Source organism: Anaerolineae bacterium (assembly GCA_035529315.1).
Classification (GTDB): domain Bacteria; phylum Desulfobacterota; class Desulfobacteria; order Desulfobacterales; family ETH-SRB1; genus Desulfaltia.
In genome coordinates, this window is the sequence record DATKWZ010000040.1 from 1 (window position 1) to 20346 (window position 20346).

14 protein-coding genes are annotated in these 20346 nt (G+C 40.7%); all 14 read right to left on the reverse strand.

Features of this window, described 5'->3' with window-relative positions; all coding sequences use genetic code 11:
- Positions 1–1517, reverse strand: a 1517-nt coding sequence (locus VMW78_07765) for a FecR domain-containing protein (protein HUV50898.1), incomplete at its 3' end; no start/stop codon positions are given.
- A gap of 283 nt (positions 1518–1800) precedes the next feature.
- Complete coding sequence (locus VMW78_07770) at positions 1801–3168, reverse strand: hypothetical protein (protein ID HUV50899.1); 1368 nt, start codon at positions 3166–3168, stop codon at positions 1801–1803.
- 340 nt (positions 3169–3508) lie between these two features.
- On the reverse strand, positions 3509–5497 hold the full coding sequence (uvrB, locus tag VMW78_07775) for an excinuclease ABC subunit UvrB (GenBank protein HUV50900.1): 1989 nt from the start codon (positions 5495–5497) through the stop codon (positions 3509–3511).
- A gap of 233 nt (positions 5498–5730) precedes the next feature.
- Positions 5731–7176, reverse strand: a complete 1446-nt coding sequence (gene cysS, locus VMW78_07780; protein ID HUV50901.1) for a cysteine--tRNA ligase — start codon at positions 7174–7176, stop codon at positions 5731–5733.
- A gap of 29 nt (positions 7177–7205) precedes the next feature.
- On the reverse strand, positions 7206–7679 hold the full coding sequence (ispF, locus tag VMW78_07785; protein HUV50902.1) for a 2-C-methyl-D-erythritol 2,4-cyclodiphosphate synthase: 474 nt from the start codon (positions 7677–7679) through the stop codon (positions 7206–7208).
- A 90-nt stretch (positions 7680–7769) separates the two neighbouring features.
- Positions 7770–10079 (reverse strand): GspE/PulE family protein, encoded by a 2310-nt coding sequence (locus VMW78_07790; protein ID HUV50903.1) that lies wholly within the window; start codon positions 10077–10079, stop codon positions 7770–7772.
- Positions 10080–10102: 23 nt separating this feature from the next.
- A complete protein-coding gene (locus tag VMW78_07795; protein HUV50904.1) occupies positions 10103–10357 on the reverse strand; it encodes a hypothetical protein in 255 nt (84 codons plus the stop codon).
- Between the two features lie 277 nt (positions 10358–10634).
- Entirely contained in the window at positions 10635–12302 is a 1668-nt protein-coding gene (locus tag VMW78_07800) for an N-acetylmuramoyl-L-alanine amidase (protein ID HUV50905.1), read from the reverse strand.
- A gap of 30 nt (positions 12303–12332) precedes the next feature.
- Complete coding sequence (gene mutS / locus VMW78_07805; GenBank protein ID HUV50906.1) at positions 12333–14930, reverse strand: DNA mismatch repair protein MutS; 2598 nt, start codon at positions 14928–14930, stop codon at positions 12333–12335.
- A 110-nt stretch (positions 14931–15040) separates the two neighbouring features.
- Positions 15041–15409, reverse strand: coding sequence for a hypothetical protein (locus VMW78_07810; GenBank protein ID HUV50907.1), 369 nt, complete (start codon positions 15407–15409; stop codon positions 15041–15043).
- Between the two features lie 132 nt (positions 15410–15541).
- Positions 15542–16279 carry a UPF0280 family protein gene (locus VMW78_07815; protein ID HUV50908.1) on the reverse strand — a complete coding sequence of 246 codons (738 nt, stop codon included), beginning with the start codon at positions 16277–16279 and terminating at the stop codon, positions 15542–15544.
- Entirely contained in the window at positions 16279–17436 is a 1158-nt protein-coding gene (locus VMW78_07820; GenBank protein ID HUV50909.1) for an HD domain-containing protein, read from the reverse strand. Before VMW78_07820 ends, VMW78_07815 begins: the two co-directional genes overlap by 1 nt.
- 237 nt (positions 17437–17673) lie before the next feature.
- Positions 17674–18441 (reverse strand): DUF4292 domain-containing protein, encoded by a 768-nt coding sequence (locus VMW78_07825; protein ID HUV50910.1) that lies wholly within the window; start codon positions 18439–18441, stop codon positions 17674–17676.
- 118 nt (positions 18442–18559) lie between these two features.
- Positions 18560–20284 (reverse strand): tetratricopeptide repeat protein, encoded by a 1725-nt coding sequence (locus VMW78_07830; protein HUV50911.1) that lies wholly within the window; start codon positions 20282–20284, stop codon positions 18560–18562.
- Between the last annotated feature and the right edge of the window lie 62 nt (positions 20285–20346).

The window sequence follows — 20346 nt, forward strand, 5'->3', positions numbered from 1 at the left end:
CCGTAATCACCGCCCGGTCCACCATAGTTGCCACCCGGACCATAGTCGCCCGGTCCTCCACTATAGTTGCCGCCTGGACCATAGTCGCCCGGTCCTCCTGGGCCATAATCGCCGGGACCTCCTGGACCATAGTCACCACGTGGTCCACCACCCGGCCCATAATCACCCGGTCCACCGGGGCCATAATCGCCGGGACCTCCCGGGCCATAATCACCACGTGGTCCACCTGCTACATAATCTCCCTTTGGAGGTTCACCCGGGCCACCCGGGCCACCTGGACCTCCTGGTCCGTAATTACCCCGACCATCTTCGGGGCCGGAATTATCCATAGGCCCATAGTTGCCGCGCCTGTTATCTCCAGGTCCGTTGTCTCCACGTCTGTCGTCGCCCGGGCCGTATTCACCGCGCCTGTCGTCGCCCGGGCCTTGATCTCCGCGTCTGTCGTCGCCTGGGCCTCGTCGATCTCCGCGTCTGTCATCGCCTGGTCCGTAATTATCTCCTGGGCCATCATCGTCACCACGTCTGTCGTCGCCTGGGCCTCGATCTCCGCGTCTACGATCTCTACCAGGCTCATTATCATCTACGCGATTGTCATCACCTGATCTATCGTCGGCTCGTGCATGACGATTCCTGCTGCGGTCACCTTCATCATTATCACCGCGCTTATCATTATCTCCACGTTTATCACCGCCTTGATCATTGTCTCCCGGTTCCTTATTACCTTGCTTGTCATCACCAGGGCCTTTATCTTCCGATTTATCATCCCCTGACTTTTGGTCTTTTTCTTCGTCTTTTCCCGGCTCCTTGTCTTTTGCCTTGCCATCCTGCTTATTATCGTCTGCTCCTTCACCTGCCTTTTTATCATCATCTTTGTTCTCATCTTCCTTGACGTTCGTATCAGCCGAGTGGCTGGCAATCTCTTCAACTGTAGCCATCCTTACTAAGGGCGGAAGATCAGGTTTAATAACCATCATTGCCTGACCTGTATTGATGTTCATCACTTGATCAGGTTTATTCTTGCTGTAACCATACCCATTACCCTCTTTGAATACAAAGTTGGTTATACCCTTCTGATAGGTGCTAAAAAAATCGGTCCCTCTAACGCCACAAACAGCAGTGGGAGTATGAACCTCATGTTTACCCTTTTTCTTGATACCGAAAAAACCGCCGCTTTTCTTTACCACATTTTCTATTTTACCTCTAAAGAGGTTAAAAATTTCACTCTTGTGGTCTTTTTCCGTAATGTATTCGTCAATTCCAACTCGACTTTCCTGGGCGATACGAAGGATTCCACCATCTACAAAAATAACTTCCGCCTTTGATTTACTCTTAACACGAATAATATCACCTTCACCTACATCATCCCCTGTTTTGACAGGCCTGGCCGATCCACCAAGGCTGGTGATATCAACTCTGCCTTCAACTTTACTGAACTGGCCCACTGTTTTTGCATGAGCCGATAAACAAAAAGGGCTCAAAAGAAATAGAAGAATCATAAAAAAGACTGTGCGTTTCATATTAACACCTTCTTATAGTTGTTAAGATAATGATATTTTTTATAGTTTTAGTTAAAGAAAAGCAATTAATATGCCACATATGGTTTTGAGGCCTTTGGATTTTGTTATAAAGACATGTATGATTCTTTAATTACAGGTGGTTATGCATAGCAGCTTTTAAAATCGGCTGAAATTTTATCTTTTTGACCCTGAAAATAAAACCAGCAATTTTAACCAATGGTATGTTGTTTTCACCATTGAAACCTATTTTATTTTTTTGGAAGAAAGGAGCTAAAGCTTTAGATCAATACCTGTACTCCAAACCCGCACTATATAGTCCTTGTTCGTATTCGTAATAACCTATGTTTGAGTCAACACGGGTTTTTGTAAACTGTGTTATCAGGCTTGTGTTCTTCATGAATTCCCAGGTAAGTCCCAGGGAGCCTGTATAAGTTTCATCCTCTCTTTGATTATTATCCAAAAGTATGTGGTTGTTTTTGTAATCCTGCAGAAACACCTGGCTGCTGAGTTGTAATTTAACCTTATCAAACAAGGGGATTACAACGTTGGCCGAGAACTTGTGCCCCTTGTTATCCCACCATACCCCGTCTGTATCTTCAAAGATATATTCATATTTGAGATTTAAAAATGTGCCCTTGAGCATACATATCCAGCTTATATATGCATTATACCCTGTTGAATCCTTGTCTTCTTCCTCGCGGCTCGGTGGTTGAAAATATTCTTTTCGGCTGTAACCGCCAAAAAGCTCCAGCATCTGGTTTTGAGCCAAAGCCATTCGCAACATCGGGCCGACACTCAAAGAATCAGAGTATTCCTTCTGACTTGGGTCCCTTAGCATTGAGTAGCTGTAAGTTGTCGCCAGATTTAATGTAAACCTCCCGAAATTATAACCAGGGACAATACTGATGCTGTTGCTTATAGTATCACGCGTGGTGGAAAACTTATCATGGAAACTGCCTGACAGAGCATACTGAGCGGTAAAGAGCCAGGGGCTCTTAATTGCGGGCGTGTAATTTATCCGAAGTGATGGAGATGTAAAATAGACCTCCTCGTTCATGCTGCCCGATGTATACTCATGATCGTTTGGATTGGACAATAGATTGTTGTTGTAATTTCCCGAAACCCCCAATGTTATACGAAACGGTCTTTCAAGCGCTATCCTTTGTTCCACCATATCCTGGTATTGGCGGGCAAATGTTGCCATATCAGTTTCAGGATCCTGTATGATTGCAGCCTGAAAGAGTTCCTTTGCCTTTTTAAGTTGTTTTAACTTCATGTAACAAAGGGCAACCTGAAAATCTACTGCCTGTGCAAGAGATTTATCCAGGGATTTGGCTTTTTCAAATGCCTCAATAGCCTTTAAGTAACTGCCCTCCTTAACAAGGAGCTGTGCTTTCAGAAAAGCTATTTTAGTCTCAAATATTTTTTCTTCCTCGGCCACTCCTATCCATTTCTTTGCCTCTTCGAATTTTCCAAGTTGAATTGCAAGATCTATAAGTTCAACCAGGGCTTCCTTAATTTGGGGCTTAAGGGTCACGGCATCTCTAAAGTTTTCCAGGGCTTTTGAATAATTCATCATCTGCTTGTATGTAAGCCCTAAAAAGAAAGCAGCAGGAGAGGAGCCTGGATCTTGGATGCGTGCCTTTGTCAAGATTTCGAAGGCCTCTTCATAGTTTTCCTCCTTATACTGTTTAATACCCTCCTTGAGCAAAGAGGGTTCTTGAGAGAAAGCTTGAGAGAAAGAAAGGAGCATAAAGGTTAAAAATGAAATAAATATACAGAAGTAGAGCAACACAGGTTTTCTTTTAGTAGTTTTCAAAATTCAACACCCCATTTAAAAGAAGTTCATTTTTTAGATAAGGTAAATACAGGCAAAAGCAATATATGGGAATTTGCTTTTTGGGTAAGCAAATATGTCAAAAATATAGTTATATGTCAAGGCAACAATGGACGCGAGGGGCAAGGATTCCTGCGATCCTGACACCTAACACTTAATACAGCGATATCCTTTTAAGAGCCCTTATCTGATCGCGAAGCTCTCCCGCCCTTTCAAATTCAAGCTCTTTTGCGGCCTGCGTCATTTCTTTTTCAAGGGATTTAATAATATCGTCGATATTGTCCAGGGACTCATATGCGGCAATAGCTTCAGCAACCTTGTCTGTGGATGTATCTTTAGAACCATATGATGAAAAAAAGACAGGCATAATATCTTTTTTGATGGTTGTTGGAATAATATTATTCTTTTTGTTGAAAGCCTCCTGAATTTTTCTGCGCCGGTTTGTCTCATCTATTGCCTGTTTCATAGACTTTGTTATATGATCGGCATACATTATTATCCTGCCGCCGACATTTCTGGAAGCCCTGCCGCATGTTTGAATAAGAGACCTTGCTGAACGTAAAAAACCCTCCTTGTCGGCATCCAGTATAGCTACAAGTGTAACCTCCGGTATGTCAAGCCCTTCGCGAAGAAGATTTATCCCGACAAGAACATCAAATTTGCCGGTTCTGAGATCCCTTATAATATCGACCCGTTCCAATGTCTTTATGTCTGCATGAAGATAGCGAACTCTTATGCCAAGATCCTGATAGTATTCTGTAAGATCTTCAGCCATGCGCTTTGTCAAGGTAGTAACCAGGACCCTTTCATTCCTTTTACAGCATAACTGAATCTCTTCAAAAAGATCGTCAACCTGATGCTGTGCTTTTCTTACATCAATTTGAGGATCAAGAAGGCCTGTGGGCCTTACGATCTGCTCGGCTACGGCCCCTTTTGCCTTATCAAGTTCGTATTCAGCAGGGGTCGCGGATGTATAAAGAACCTGTGATGTTTTTGATTCAAACTCCTCAAACTTAAGGGGCCGGTTATCAAGAGCAGATGGGAGCCTGAACCCGTATTCTACAAGGGTGGTCTTGCGGGATCTGTCACCATTATACATGGCGCGAATCTGTGGCACGGCAATATGACTTTCATCAATGCATACTAATAAATCGTCGGGAAAATAATCAAAAAGGGTCGGCGGCGGTTCACCTGGACCTCTTCCGGTTAAATGCCTGGAATAATTCTCAATACCGTTGCAGTAGCCTAATTCAAGCATCATCTCAAGATCAAAATTTGTTCTCTCTTCAATACGCTGAGCCTCTATCAGTTTATTTTCGTTTCTAAAATAATCGATCCTTTCCTTTAACTCATTGCGAATGCTTTTTATCGCTCTTTTAAGTGTTTGCTTATCAGCCACATGATGGCTGGCAGGAAATATTCTAATTTTTTCCAAACGATCTGTAACATGCCCTCTTAAAGTGTCAAATGTTGAAATAGTCTCCACCTGATCTCCGAAAAAATCGATACGAACAGCGCTCTCCTCTTCATAGGAAGGAAATATCTCAACCCTGTCCCCCCTTACCCTGAAAACCCCCCTGTGAAAATCAATATCGTTTCGTTCATATTGCATGGCAACAAGCCTGGACAGAAGCTTATTTCGAACAAGCTCCATGCCGGTTTCCATGTCAACACTCATAGAGAGATAGTCTTCAGGCGCGCCAAGTCCGAATATGCATGATACGCTTGCAACAACAATAACATCCCTGCGTGAAAGCACGGATCTGGTCGCGCTATGGCGCAATTTGTCTATCATTTCGTTGATAGAGGAATCTTTTTGTATGTAGGTATCGCTGGCAGGGATGTAGGCTTCAGGCTGATAATAGTCATAGTAGCTTACAAAATATTCGACACTGTTTTCAGGAAAGAGTGATTTGAACTCACTATAAAGCTGGGCGGCAAGGGTCTTGTTGGGCGCCAGCACAAGGGTCGGCCTTTGAAGTGTTTTAATAATATTTGCCACGGCAAATGTTTTGCCCGACCCTGTGACCCCCAGAAGCACATGGTGTTTGTTGCCGGACAAGATACTATTGCTTAATAATTCAATTGCCTTTGGCTGGTCTCCCTTTGGTGTGAAATCTGATATAAGGTTAAAGGATGACATAATAAAAAGTGTGTTAGGTGTTAAGTGTTAGGTGTTAGGTTAAGTGTTAAGTTTCAGGTGTTAAGAATCTGAATAACGAATATCGAACAAGGAATTTCGAATGATGAAGTATTTAAACACTTCGACATTCTGCGGTTCCTTGTTCTGCGGTTCTGCGGTTTTCTGTTTCTATTTATTTTACCACGAAGATCACGAAGGGAAGGCACTTTAGCTCACTTAAGGCACTTATAACTTCAACTCTTTATCTTCCAGACAGTGCCCTCGGGGCTATCTTCAATAATTATATTTATTTCTTCAAGCTGTTTTCTGATTTGATCGGCCATGGCCCAGTTTTTTGCCTTTCTGGCCTCAATCCGCTCCTTTATCATCTTGTCAATTATTTCAGAATCGATCGATTTTTTTTCAAGTCCTGTGGATCTTTTTTTTGCAGAATAGTCTTCAGGTGATTCATTAAGTATGCCGAGGATTGCGCCCATTTTTAGAATATCCGTCCGGCCCGAGTCTATTTTATCTTCAGCGTCTTGAGAAAAGCTGTTTTTATTTTCATCCAGCAGGCGGTTCATGCCGCGAACAACTTCAAAAAGCGTGGCTATTCCAAGGGCGGTATTAAAATCATCATCCATGGCTTTACAGAATTGCCCCCAAAACACAGTGACATCTTTGGTTTTATCTTTGCCTGATGCAGACCCGAATTGTTTCTCAATACGCTCAAGCAGCGCATAGATTTTATCAAGACCGGCAACAGCTTCATCCATTGCCTTGTCTGTAAAGTCAACAGGGCTGCGATAATGCTTGGAAAGAAGAAAAAGCCGCAATGCTTCAGGGTGATAATGCTTTATTATTTCCTTTAGTATAATAAAGTTCCCGAGCGATTTCGACATTTTTTCCTGATTAATATTTACAAAACCATTATGAATCCAGTATCTGACAAAAGTTTTTCCAAATGCAGCCTCTGACTGGGCTATTTCATTTTCATGATGCGGAAAAATAAGATCTTTTCCTCCACCATGAATATCAAAGGTTTCCCCTAAATATTCGGCGCTCATGGCCGAACATTCAATGTGCCATCCGGGCCTGCCCTCGCCCCACGGGCTATCCCAGACCGGTTCTCCGGGCTTTGACGATTTCCATAAAGCAAAATCAAAAGGATTTCGTTTCCTTTTGTCAATATCCACCCTTGCGCCTGCCTCCATATCCTTCAGCCTGCGCCCGGAAAGTTTTCCATAGTCTTTAAACAACTCAACCGCATAATAGACATCATTGTCTATCCTGTATGCAAAGCCTTTCTCAATCAATATTTCAATAACCTTTATTATCCTGTCAATATGCTCCGTGGCTCTTGGCTCAACAGTGGGCTTTTCAACATTCAGAGCTTGCATATCATCATGGAATTCACCGATATATTTTTCGGCAAGTGCTAATGGAGCAATACCTAACTGATTGGCCCTGTTGATTATCTTGTCATCAATATCGGTAAAATTTCTTACATAGATTACATTATAGCCTTTTTCTTTAAAATAGCGGGCTATAACATCAAAGGTAACAACAGACCTGGCATGTCCTATGTGACAGGAATCATAAACAGTAGGGCCGCAAACATACATACTTACCCTTCCCTCTTCGAGAGGTTCAAACAGCTCCTTTTTTCTTTTTAATGTATTGTAAATATGAAGAGTCATATAAGGTGTTAGGTGTTAGGTGTTAGGTGTTAAGTTTCGATTAGCAGCACAATACACATTGCGGCTATCCCTTCTCCCTTTCCAATAATTCCAAGGCCCTCAGTGGTAGTGGCTTTAATATTGACCTGGCTTGGCTTAATTTCCATTGTTTGCGCAATATTTTTCTGCATTTCTTCTCTATACGGCGAAATTTTCGGAGCCTGGGCAAAAACAACTGAATCAATATTTTTTACTGTAAAGCCCTTTTGCTTAACCATTTCACAGGTTTTAACAAGGAGTTTTATGCTGCTTATATCTTTAAACTGCTTATCTGTATCAGGAAAATATATGCCGATATCGCCCAAGCCTGCCGCACCTAAAAGCGCATCGCACAATGCGTGAACAAGTACATCTGCATCTGAATGCCCGAGAAGGCCTTTTTCAAATGGAATCGCAACCCCGCCGATAATCAGCTGACGTCCACGTACTAATCTGTGAATATCATATCCAATGCCTGTGCGCATAGTGTCAGGTGTTAAGTATAATTTTGAGTTTTGAATTTTGAATGAAGGAAAAACAGCCTTCAGCCTAACAAGCTAATTCCCTGTTTCATATTAATTAATGCAGACTTTTCTTACCTGAAGAAGATTGCAGTATCCGTCAAAAATCTTTTTAATTCCATCCTGCTTAAGTGTAGTCATGCCGTCCTTTATAGCCTGACTTCGAATGTCATCCATTTTTGCACAGCTCTGTATCAATCTTTTCTGCACGTCGGTTCCCATTAACAGTTCGTGTATGCCCATACGACCACGATATCCTGTGTTGCCGCATGCCTGGCATCCCAAGGGTTTGTATAGAGCCAAATCGTCCGAGTAAGGAATTTTTACGTTTTTTTTAAAACCTTCAGCGCCGTATTCCCGGACAAGTTCATCATATTCCTCTCTTGATGGATGATATTTCTTCTTGCAATCCTTGCATAGAGTACGAATCAGTCTTTGAGCAAGGATGCACAGAATAGCGTCGGCAAAGTTAAAAGGATCCATCCCCATATCAAGAAGCCTTATTATACTTTCCGGAGCGCTGTTGGTATGAAGTGTTGAAAATACCAGGTGACCGGTGAGTGATGCTTCTATGCCGATCGATGTGGTTTCCTTGTCCCGCATTTCACCAACCATAATAACATCCGGATCCGCCCTTAGAAATGCTCGCATTGCAGCGGCAAAATCAAATCCTATCTTTGGTTTTACCTGAACCTGCCTCAAGCCGGCCTGAGTAATTTCAACAGGATCTTCGGCAGTCCAAATCTTGGTTTCAACCTTATTAATATAGCTCAAAGCTGAATGAAGCGTGGTGGTTTTACCTGAACCTGTGGGGCCGCACACAAATATTATGCCATAGGGCTTAGTTATTACACTTACAATATTTTCATAATTTTCTTTTGAAAAACCCATCTTGTCAAGCGGAATAGGTTCGCCTGCCGCAAGGATACGCATTACAATATCTTCCAGCCCCCCCTGAGTTGGAACGGTTGCGACCCTGAGCTCTATGTCGGGGCCGCCGTATTTTTTAAATTTAATCTTTCCGTCCTGGGGTTTGCGACGTTCCGCTATATCAAGGTCGGACATGATCTTTAAGCGTGACACAACAGCGTTTTTATAGCTGTAAGGTATGTTCTGATATAATTCGCAATTTCCGTCTATCCTTATCCGTACCCGTGTATTCTCCTTTCCTGGATATGGTTCAATATGAATATCTGAAGCGCCGCGATTGTAGGCATCAGTAATGATCTTATTTACAAGCTGAACCACTGCGCTGGCTTCCTCTGTTACCCCGGCCTCGGCATCCTCTATTTCTGTTGCCTCATCGTGAAGCTGCCTGAGTATCTCATCCATATCGGCAAGTTCTTTTGCGTCCTGAGTAAACAGCTTAATATAATTCAGGACATCTTCCTTTAATCCCACGCGAAACACCAGTTTTTTCCCTGGGAAAAGCCCTTTTATTTCGTCAATCTTCTGAAGATTATACGGATTATCCACTATTACTACGATATTTCCGTCACTATCAATATGCAAAGGTACCCATAGATTCTTGCGCATGAAAGGAACTTTCAGGCCTACAAGAAGATCGCCGGGAATAGGTGTTTTTGGATTGTATTCAACATATGGAACATCGTAAAATTTACTAAACGATTTTATTATATCATTTTTGGAGATTTTAAGATCAGACATCAAAATATTTTCAACAAGTTCTTTTCTTCGCCTTGCTTCGACAATGGCCTTATCGAGCTCTTTCTGGATAATAATTTGATTTTCGATGAGATAACTGAACTTGTTTATCTTGGCCATTGCTATCCGTTTTTGATTATACAGCGCGATCGCAAGTATCTTGGCCAGTTCGATTACCGACTCCTCATCACGCTTGGCAAATAAAGTTCCAGCTGTATGGTTTATCAGTTGAACAGCGCCAAGAAGATATTTTTTAAAAATGGTCGGAACTACTAAAACCTGGTTTGTTTTAAAACCTGTTTTTTGATCCCAGCTTTTATCAAATTTAAGAGCGGAATCGATTGCGCAGAGCTCCTTTTCATCATAAACATTTTTGATATTAATCAGTTTCTGCTTTAAAGCGGAATATCCGGCTATACTGTCTGCAGATATAGGGATGCGTATTTCTGATATTTCGTCGCCGGACTTGAAGCGTGAGACCAGTTCTTTTTTTTTACCGTCCACAACATAAACAGTAAGTCTTTCTGCTTCAAAAAGTCCCGTGATTTCGTCCTTCAGATCAACCAGGATTTCATCTATATTAGATGCAGCGTATATTTTGTTGCAAATATCCTGGAGTTTAGTCCTGTATTCCACCTCAAATTTGAGGTTCCTGACATTTGCAAGCTTTGTGTCTAATAGATTAGTATTATTCAGCATATTTAGTAAAAAGGTGTTAAGTGTTAAGTGTTGGTAAAAGGTCTCTCGTCCGAGTCTTTTTGGCCTTTGTAATTAGCATAAAGTTTCTTTGCTCCTCCGCCGATAAGCAAAACACCTAAAAAATAGAAACAAAAACGTATGAAAAACATTATCGAAGAAAACTGTTTGATCTGCTCTATTTTGGGCATAACCTGAGGTATTCTGTAAAATACCCCTATTCCGGCTAAAACAAGGGCAATCCCCCATACTAATTGAACGGTTTTTTTATTTTTTACCATAATCGCAACCTATATAAACAGAACCAAATTCATTTCCTCACGCAAAGGCACAAAGGCGCAAAGGCGCTAAAATTTTAAAATTATAACCAATTTCCCTCTGATCTCTATCCTGTTTCCATATATATTTCACCACGAAGAACACGAAGAAATTAATTTCATAATCCCTAAATCTCTGCCGCAGACCCACACAGAAACACACGGATAAAACAACGTCAATACATAAACTAATTTAACTTATAATGTCAAAGAATTAACTTGGGTTGTGTAATTTTAGACTTTACCCCTTTGAGCCTTTTTTAGCATCTGTTTTTAAAAAAGCGGTTGGATTTGTCTCATTAATGTAGCTTTTGATACCTTTTACTATGGCATCGCATAAATGGTTCTGGTATTTTGAATTGATTAATCTTTTACATTCCCTGGAATTGCTTATAAAGGATGTTTCTATCAGTATGGAAGGCATCTGGGCTCCAAGGAGAACATAAAAGGGCGCCTGTTTTACCCCTTTATTCTTTATACTCGTGTAGTCCTTTTTCATATTTTTATACATGGATTCCTGGACATGGTATGCCAGACGGCTTGATTCATTGATCTTGGCATTTTGCATAAGATCGCTTAAAATAGTCTGCAGATCGCTTATGTTCTTGGTTGATGTGGCGTTTTCACGTGCGGCAACCAATATGGCATCATCATCTGTGGCAAGGTTTAAGAAAAAGGTCTCAATACCGCAAGCCCTTCTGTCTCTGGCGGCATTTGTGTGAATGGATATAAAAAGATCCGCATTCTTTGTGTTTGCAATTGCCGTTCGCTCCTCAAGTGTAAGATATTTATTCCCATTGCGAGTCATAATTACTTCGCAACCCAGGTCTTCACGAATTTTTTCAGCAAGTTTCATCCCGATATTAAGCGCCACGCTCCTTTCATGAACATCCTTTAAATAACCCGGCGCCCCATAATCACGCCCGCCGTGCCCGGGATCGATAATAATCCTGTTAACACCAAGAGCCAACTGCTTTGCCAGGGCGCTTGCAGTAATCTTTCCGTTCTTTTTTGAGGGTATAAGTTTAGAATCTGCCGTATATGTTGTGTCCGTGTCTTTTCCCCACACATCTATGACAATCCTGAATGGGTTCTTTAATGAAAAGATTTTGTAATTCTTAAACGACTTTATGTCTATAACTACCCTGACCGAATCGGATGCGTGCTGGCCGGCCCGCATATTGCTGAGCAGATTGTCGTTAATGGGGATTTTCTTTTCAGTGGCTTTTCCTAAAATAGAGGTTTTTAAATCAACATACAGACGCTGGGGCTTTTGGATTAAAGGGTCTTTCCCAAGAAGTCTGTGAGTGTATGAAGTTTCTTTGTCGGAGTCGATAACAATTCTGGTATAGTTTGGATTGGACCAGAATCGAAGATCGGTTATAATGGAAAGTTTTTCCGGATTTAAAGCATTATCTTTGGTGGTTTCTTTATTTTGTTTTTGTTTATTTTCTGTTTTAATTGATGCCTTATTTTCTGTTTTAATTGGTGCTTTATTTTGATCCTTGGGAATTAAAAGAGCTCTTATAGCCATACCAGCCTTATAATTATATTTGCTTTTCGGAAAACGTTTTACAATGCGCTCAAATAAATCAATGGCCTCCTTTTTGTCCGATTTTTTATATGATCTTTTGTAAAGCTCCTGATAAAGCTTTCCGGACATATAAAGCCCTGCTGCAGCCCACGGACTTGAGGGATCATGCCTGTAAACAGTCTGAAATTTTTCTATGCAATTCAGCCAGTTATGCCTGTATTTTTGTTTTTGGGGACTTTTGCAAAACTTGTTGTAACAGGCTTCAGCCTTAATATACCCATCTCTTGCCGTAACAGCCGATGATACTCCCGGCTGCATAACCGCAACAATACAGCAAACAAGAAAATATAATAATATGAATGATTTTTTACTCAAACTTTATCCCTTTTGACCTCAGTCTCTTCCTTAATCCTTAACCTCCAACCTTTTTTGCAGTTTATGCAAATAGTTCAATGCTTCCAGCGGAGTCATTTTCAATGTGTCGAGCTTTTGCAGGTTCTCTATTACAAAAGACTCCGGCCGGCGAAATAGATTTAACTGGACCTGCCCTTTTTTCACAGAACCGTTTAATTTGCTCTCCCTGTTTTCTATATTAAAAAGAATCTTTTTTGCCCGATTTATAACTGTGTTTGGAATGCCGGCAAGTCTGGCAACCTGAATGCCGTAGCTTCGATCAGTGCCACCTTCAACCAGCTTTCTTAAAAAGATTATTTCATCATTCCATTCAGTTACCTCAATATTATAATTTTTTACCCGTTTTTTTGTTTTGGCGAGCTCTGTCAACTCATGGTAGTGGGTGGCAAAAAGGGTTTTTACACCACAGGTCTTTATATCGTGGAGGTATTCCGCAACCGCCCAGGCAATACTGAGACCGTCAAATGTGCTTGTGCCCCTGCCTATCTCATCCATAATAATAAGACTCTGCCCTGTTGCATTATTTAAAATATTGGCTGTCTCCTGCATCTCCACCATAAAGGTACTCTGGCCCTGAGAAAGGTTGTCCAAGGCTCCAACCCTGGTAAATATCCTGTCTGTAATGCTGATTGAAGCCTTTTTTGCGGGCACAAAAGAGCCCATCTGTGCCATGATAACCAGAAGCGCCACCTGCCGAAGAATCGTAGATTTTCCTGCCATATTGGGGCCGGTTATAATAAGTATCTGGTTTTCATCATTATCCATTTTAATACTGTTCGGCACAAAACGTTCCCCCAAAATCATCTTTTCCACTACTGGATGACGTCCGTCTTCGATCAGAATAGTCCCGTCAATAGTAATTTCAGGCCTGTTATAACCATTTTGATCGGCAACTTCGGCAAAAGCGCACAGAACGTCCAGATCAGCTAAAAATTTGGCGATCTTCTGAATAGATGTGTTGTTTTTTACAACTTCCTGCCTGATATCGTTAAATATTTTATACTCAAGTGAAGCTATCCTGTCGTGTGCGCCTAAAATATCATCTTCATATTTTTTAAGTTCATCTGTAATAAAACGTTCGGCATTTATCAGGGTCTGTTTTCGGATATAGTAATCCGGAACAGCGTTCAGGCGTGCTTTGGGAACCTCTATATAGTATCCAAACACCCTGTTGTACCTGACTTTGAGTGAGGTTATTCCTGTGGTTTTCTTTTCCTGTGCTTCCAGTTTTGCAAGCCAGTTTTTGCCCTGCCGGCTGATTTCAATAAGTTCGGAGAGCTCTTGATTAAAATCCGGTTTGATTATACCACCCTCATTAATCGTTGGAGGCGCATCTTCCCGAATCGCCCTTTTAATCAGCTCTGCCAGTTGATATAGATTGTCAACATCCTCATCCCATTTGAAAACCTCTGCTTTAAGATGTGAAAGACTGGAAAATATATCCGGGAGACTATTTATGGAACGTTTTATTGCAAAAAGATCCCTTGCATTTGAATATCCCATGGAAATCTTGCTGCCAAGACGTTCAAGATCATATACGGATTTTAAACTCTCCCTGATATCTCTGCGAATCTGAATATTATTCTTTGCATCTTCAACAGCATCAAGCCTTAACCTGATTTCACGAGCATCGACAAGGGGATATCTGATCCATCTTTTAAGCAGCCTTCCTCCCATGGAAGTTATGGTACGGTCTATTATTCCAAGAAGCGATACCTGTTTGCTGCCGGATAGGATATTTGTCATTAATTCAAGATTTCGGCAGGTTAAATCATCAACTATAAGGTAATTGGTTAATGAATATGTTTCAACACCTTTAATATGTTCAATTTTTTGTTTTTGGGTTTCCCGGACATAAAATATTAAAGCGCCTGCCGCCCTTATACCTGCCTTTAAGTTTTCACATCCAAACCCTTTGAGGGAAATAGTCTTGAATTGATCAATAAGGCTTTCATATCCTTTTTTATATTCAAATGCATTATCATCCAGAAAAGTTACAGATTTTTCTGGCAGCAGGTTCATTATTGATGAGAAAAACCGGTCGGTTTTTGATGATTCAGGTAAAATAATTTCACTTGGCGAGACTCTCTGGATTTCATCAATAATAAAACGCAAATCAATGGATTCTGACAGACGAAATGTCCCGGTTGAAAGATCAAGATAGGAAATTCCCGCAATATCGTTGTTTTTGGACAGGGCAAGGACATAATTATTTGATTTTTCATCTAAAAGTTCATTATCAACAATCATGCCCGGGGTTATGACACGTACAACCTCCCTTTTTACAAGCCCTTTTGCCGTTGACGGGTCCTCAACCTGATCACATATTGCGACCTTGCAGCCATGCTCTATCAGTCGTGAAATATAACCCTGGGCTGCCCGAAACGGTATGCCGCACATGGGAATGGGAGATTCATCATTCTTGTTTCTGGAGGTTAAGGTGATTTCAAGTATTCCGGAGGCAAGCTTGGCATCATCGAAAAACATTTCATAAAAATCACCCATCCGATAAAATAGAATTGCATCAGGGTATTTGCCCTTAATGGACAGATACTGTTTTATCATAGGTGTTGCTTTTAAAGGATGCATATAAGATCAGGTGTTAAGTGTTAAGTGTTAAGAGCTACGCGGATTAATAGGATTAGAGGATTACAGGATTAATCCCTAATCCCTAATCCCTTACCTTAATCCTCTGATCCCTAACCCCCTGCTGTTACCTCTGTGCTCTCTATAATGGTTTCGGAAGAAACCTCCTGCGCTGATTCCAGCCTGCTTTTCAGGGCCGAGATTTCTTCAAGTTGTGAATTATTGGCAGTTTTAAGGGTTCTGATATTCTTTCTGAATTTAAATCTGTCTGCGAGACCGGCAAAAAAGGCTATAAAGAAGCCTGTCAATAAACATACAAAGTATATGATTCCATTAGGCAATTCCGGTGTATGATACTCATCAACAACCATCAGGTCTAACTTAAAACTCTGTTTTGCAATAATAATTTCCTGATTTTGAAACAAAAGCAAAATAATAAACCCGATAATAATTACCCAGAAAACAATCTTGATATTCTTCATATTGTTTCTCCTTTATAATCAAATAGTTGGATCTAATTTATCAAAGCATAGCCTTAGATTTAAGTGTTAAAATAATTAAAGTGCCTAAAGTGAGCTCACTTTTTCTTGCCATACAATTTTACCATCTGGAACTCAACCTTTTTTTGTTTTTAGCGGCACTATCTCAACCTTTCCGTATAAGCCGATTCTGTCGCCCATAATAATGACAAGCCCTGTAACCCCCTTGATATTTTTCCCAAACTCTATTGCTTTCTGGATATCTGTCTTTGATGCTACATGGTTGCCGATCGATGTCGCAGCCGCATCAGCCAGGGAACCGGACTCCGATATAACGCAAACCGCATCAGCCTTTCCCAGGCTTAATGAATGACCGATTGTGCCGGATGATGTGCAAATTGAAACAGGTTTTCCTGTTGGATCAACACGCAATCCAACATGCATACTGAAAGGCGATCGTCCGGCAAAAATACCGGCTGTAACAAGGGAATCGGTTTTTATAAAAATATCCCCGCCGTTTTCCACAACCACCTCATCCGTATATGATAAAAGATCTTTGCCTACATGCTCGGCAATTGCGCCCGCAACAGCAGCCATCGGGCCTACGCCTGTTTTTTCGCCGGCAGTTGCCATGTCTTTTATTATGATCGGAGCGGGACCGTTTATATGGTAAGGATCGAGGGTCTTTGCAAATTCCTGGTTTTCATGTATATATGCTTCAATATACCCTCTATGCTTAAGTACCAGCTCCCTTGTAACATCCTCAAGATTTTTTGCGGCGTGCACAAACAGATCTGTCTCCTTTACAGCTACCCGAAAGGAAACCAGATTGTTCCGTGCCACAAGATTTCGATAAGAGCGTTCTTTGTACATTAATTCCCTAATCCTTCTCCCTGCGGCGACTGTCTTAAAAAATACTGATCTGTCATACCGGAAATAAAATCCCTGACAATCTCTTCTTTGCAATGATTGTTCATATATTCTTCAGACATATCCTTTAAAAAACGTGTAAATATCACCGAACAGCGATTTTCTTTTTCAATATCCTTTAAATACCTTTCAAAAAGAATTTCAAAAAGGCTTTTTATAACACGTGAATGCTTCTTAATCTTTGGGTTGAAATAGATATGTTCGAGATTGAAATCTTTTAACCCTTGCAACGCACCTGAAATTTCCCCGCTAAAGGCGATATAGCTCTTCTCAAAGCTGTTTTTAATAATATCGGTTACAAGATTATACACGATTGTACCGTTTGTATCCCCGAGCAGTTTTACGCTTTTATCCGGAATGTCAGCCCTTTTAATTATATTCAGCCGTATGGCATCCTCAATATCACGCCCAATATAACTTATTGTATCCGCCATCCGTACAACACATCCCTCCATGGTCATCGGCCTGAATTGGATCCCAGGGTCAGCTTTTTTCAGGGCTGTCTCTTTATCCAGTTTATTAAAGGTCTTATTCCTTTCAGGTTCAAGTGTTTGATCATGTATTTCGCCGTCATGACACAGTATTCCGTCAAGGGTTTGAAGACACAAATTCCATCCTTTTCCCTTGCGCTCGACCCTGTCTAAAAACTGAATGCTCTGAACGCTGTGCACGAAATATCCGCTATTGCCTGCCCTGCAAAGTTCGGACAAAAACCTTTCGCCATCATGTCCAAAAGGCGGGTGGCCTATATCATGACCAAGGGCTATTGCCTCAATAAGATCCTCGTTTAATCCCAAAAAACGTCCGATAGTCCTGGCAATTTTTGATACAAGCTGAACATGGAGTACCCTGTGTGTAATATGATCATTTTTAATAAGATAAAAGACCTGAGTTTTGTCGATATATCGTGTATATGCGAGAGAATGAAGAATGCGATCAACATCAACAGAAAAGGCCTGGCGATATCCGCCCTTCAGACGATCTTCCTGCAAACGTCGCAAGCCCCGCGAACTAAGCGTTGCCACGTGTGACAAGGTTTCGGTTTCACGCTTATTCAGGGCATCCTTTATAATATTCGGCGTATTATTCAAATTTTGCATTTTGTAAATTAATCACGAAAGTACGAAAACACGAAATAATCATTTAAAACTATTCAGCCACAGATTCACACAGATGAACGCAGACAGGTTTAAATACAAAGAAATTACAGAACATTACTTGAGTTAATTACCAATATTTTTTCGTGTTTTCAATTTTTCGTGCTTTCGTGATAGTTTTTTTTATTCATTTATATCTCTGTGATCTCCGTGTGCTCTGTGGTAAAATTCAAATTTACATCACGGAGCTGGAGTCAAAACAAATACTGACGGCGAAATTGAAGCATCTGCCCAGTATCTGTTGATATTAAGCTGAAACCCGTCTCCATTTGCGCCTGAAAAAAAAAGCCGGGATGGGACAAGATAGCTGTTAATATTTTGCATGCCGATAAACTCTGCCTGGTACAACAATAAGCCGTTTAGATCAAACATCTCGATTTTTCGCACAGTTGTCTTGGTTTCATCAAGGTATATCTTCTCAACAACATTCTCCCAATCCTTTTTTAAAACAAGGAGATATCCATCCCTGGATCTGTTTTTTTTAATCATTGCAGAATCATGTTCAGCAACCGGAATCCGGCCGGCTAAAATTGAAACAATGTCGCGGGATCTGATCGGGATTGAAATGAATTTTTTCAGGGTGGAATTTTGGGAAGGTTTTTTATAAAAACGCTGATCATCAATATACGATAGAAAATAGAGCCACGTGCCATCGCATGCAAGACTGGCAACCGGTTGCCCGGAAAGGCTGCGCATCACAAACCTGATTTTATCAGGCTCTGATCCGACCAATGCGATATTGGAGATAAGCCCTTTTTTACCTTTTCCCCAAAAAGTGACCTTTCCTGTGCCCTTGAATGTTTTTAGCTCATTGTTTTTACTTTTCAGGGATAAAAGCAGATTTGAGGCTTCATGTAAATCTTCGGGAACCGATGATTTCATCCCTGAAATGCCGCTGCATGCGGAAAGAAAAAAACCAGCGGCAAAAAGAATAATCGCATATTTCATTTTTATCAGGCGCCTTATCTCCGAGGCATACGCTGCAATGTTTTTACCACGAAGAGCACGAAGTGAACTGGAATAAAAAAAACTTTCGTGTTCTTCGTGGTGATTAATAATAAAATCTCTAATCCCTGATACCCCCAGCCTCCTGATTTAACTCCTGTATCTTCTTTTCAAGTTCGGTTTTATCATCTTTCTTGTTTAAAAGAGACCGCTTGTAAAATTTAAGAGCATTTGCCCTGTTGTCTGTTTTTATGTGGGCATCTCCTAAGTGCTCCAGTATGGCAGGATCGTCAGGAACCAGACCGACCGCCTTTTCCAGATATTTTATTGCCTTTTTGAAATCCCCTTTTTTAAAATATACCCATCCAAGGCTGTCTATAATGTAGCCGTCGTCAGGCTTGTATTTTAATGCCTCCTTGATTAGACGTTCGGCCTCATCAAGATTTTTTCCCAAATCAGCATAAGTATAACCAAGATAGTTCAATGCATTGGCATTTTTCGGGTCAAGACTTATCACGGCCTTCATCTCTTTTATTGAATCATCTTTTCTGCCCCACTTGTCATAAACAATTCCCAGGCGAAAATGGAGATTGCTGTTGTCTAAATCGATTTCAAGAGCCTGTTTAAGCGTTTTTTCCGCATTTTCATATTCTTTGGTTTCCTCATAAAATGTGCCGAGATAGAGCATAAGCTCAGAATCGTCAGGATTATTTTTAATAATATCATTTAAATAAATTATAGCGTCCTTAATCTTTCCCTGGTTCTGGTATAAAAAGGCGATATTAATAACAGCCTCCCGATAAAACCTTGAATCAGGCATCACCTTTTTAAAATGCATGATGGCTGCCGTATTATCTTTCTTGCCGTCACAGACTGCGCCCATAACATAATTTATATCCGAGCTGTCAGAAGCGCCTTTTAACATGCCATTTAAAACAATCAATGCCTCGTCATATTTCTTTTTATTCAGATATATCTGAATAACCTTAACTATAATATCCGTATCAGATAAACTCTTTGCGCCAAGCTCCTTTAATAAGTTTTCAGATTCCTCTTGCATCCCGTTTTTGTAATAATAATAGCCAAGCTCAATGGCAGCCCATATATTTTTTGGATTTCTCTCCAGAATATCCTCGAATACCTGAATAATATTTTCATCCTTTCCTGTCTTTTTATACAGGTTTATCAATTCCAATTGCGGTTCTTCAAGTTCGGGTCTGAGCTCTAATGTTTTTTTGAATTCTTTTTCAGCATTTAACAAATCTCCCTGCTCTGCATAAATCTTTCCCATAAAAAAATGGCCCGTATATGAACCGGGAAAATTCTCAATCAGGCGCTCATATACCCGCAAAGCTTCAGTCAGGTTGCCCTCTTCAATATAAAGACTGCCAAGCAATAAATAGGTGTTTTTTTCTTTTGGATCAGCAGCAATAACCTTTTTATAGGCTTTTTCCGCATCATAAATATGTTTTAAATCCTGCTTTATCCTTCCGTACATAATAAGGGTTGCAATGTTTTCAGGATCTTTTTTCAGCGCCTCTTCTATGACGCTTAATGCTTTTCCCCTTTCTTTCCGAATAAAATAAAGATTGGCGAGATCTCTTCGCAAATATAAAGAATCCGGATCCCTTTCTATTGCTTTTATGAGATATAAAACAGCTTTATCCGGATTGCCCATTCTTATTTGCAACTGTGACTCTACATAGTAATAATAGGATCCATCAGATTTATATGTATCGGGCGGTTTTTTTGCAACCGGCTCTACCGTCTTAATATGCAAAGCGCAGCCTGAAGATAGCAGGACAGCCATAATGCAAAGGATCGGTTTTAAAAAATAAGCTCTCATTTATCCTCTTTCCATATATATTTCACCACGAAGAACACGAAGAAATTAATTTTATAATCGAT

Coding starts and splice junctions, on each gene's coding strand:
- VMW78_07830 (HUV50911.1), bottom strand. CDS start 20,284: ATGAGAGCTTATTTTTTAAAACCGATCCTTTGCATTATGGCTGTCCTG.
- VMW78_07825 (HUV50910.1), bottom strand. CDS start 18,441: ATGAAATATGCGATTATTCTTTTTGCCGCTGGTTTTTTTCTTTCCGCA.
- VMW78_07815 (HUV50908.1), bottom strand. CDS start 16,279: ATGTACAAAGAACGCTCTTATCGAAATCTTGTGGCACGGAACAATCTG.
- cysS (HUV50901.1), bottom strand. CDS start 7,176: ATGACTCTTCATATTTACAATACATTAAAAAGAAAAAAGGAGCTGTTT.
- VMW78_07795 (HUV50904.1), bottom strand. CDS start 10,357: ATGGTAAAAAATAAAAAAACCGTTCAATTAGTATGGGGGATTGCCCTT.
- ispF (HUV50902.1), bottom strand. CDS start 7,679: ATGCGCACAGGCATTGGATATGATATTCACAGATTAGTACGTGGACGT.
- uvrB (HUV50900.1), bottom strand. CDS start 5,497: ATGTCATCCTTTAACCTTATATCAGATTTCACACCAAAGGGAGACCAG.
- VMW78_07810 (HUV50907.1), bottom strand. CDS start 15,409: ATGAAGAATATCAAGATTGTTTTCTGGGTAATTATTATCGGGTTTATT.
- VMW78_07790 (HUV50903.1), bottom strand. CDS start 10,079: ATGCTGAATAATACTAATCTATTAGACACAAAGCTTGCAAATGTCAGG.
- mutS (HUV50906.1), bottom strand. CDS start 14,930: ATGCATCCTTTAAAAGCAACACCTATGATAAAACAGTATCTGTCCATT.
- VMW78_07820 (HUV50909.1), bottom strand. CDS start 17,436: ATGCAAAATTTGAATAATACGCCGAATATTATAAAGGATGCCCTGAAT.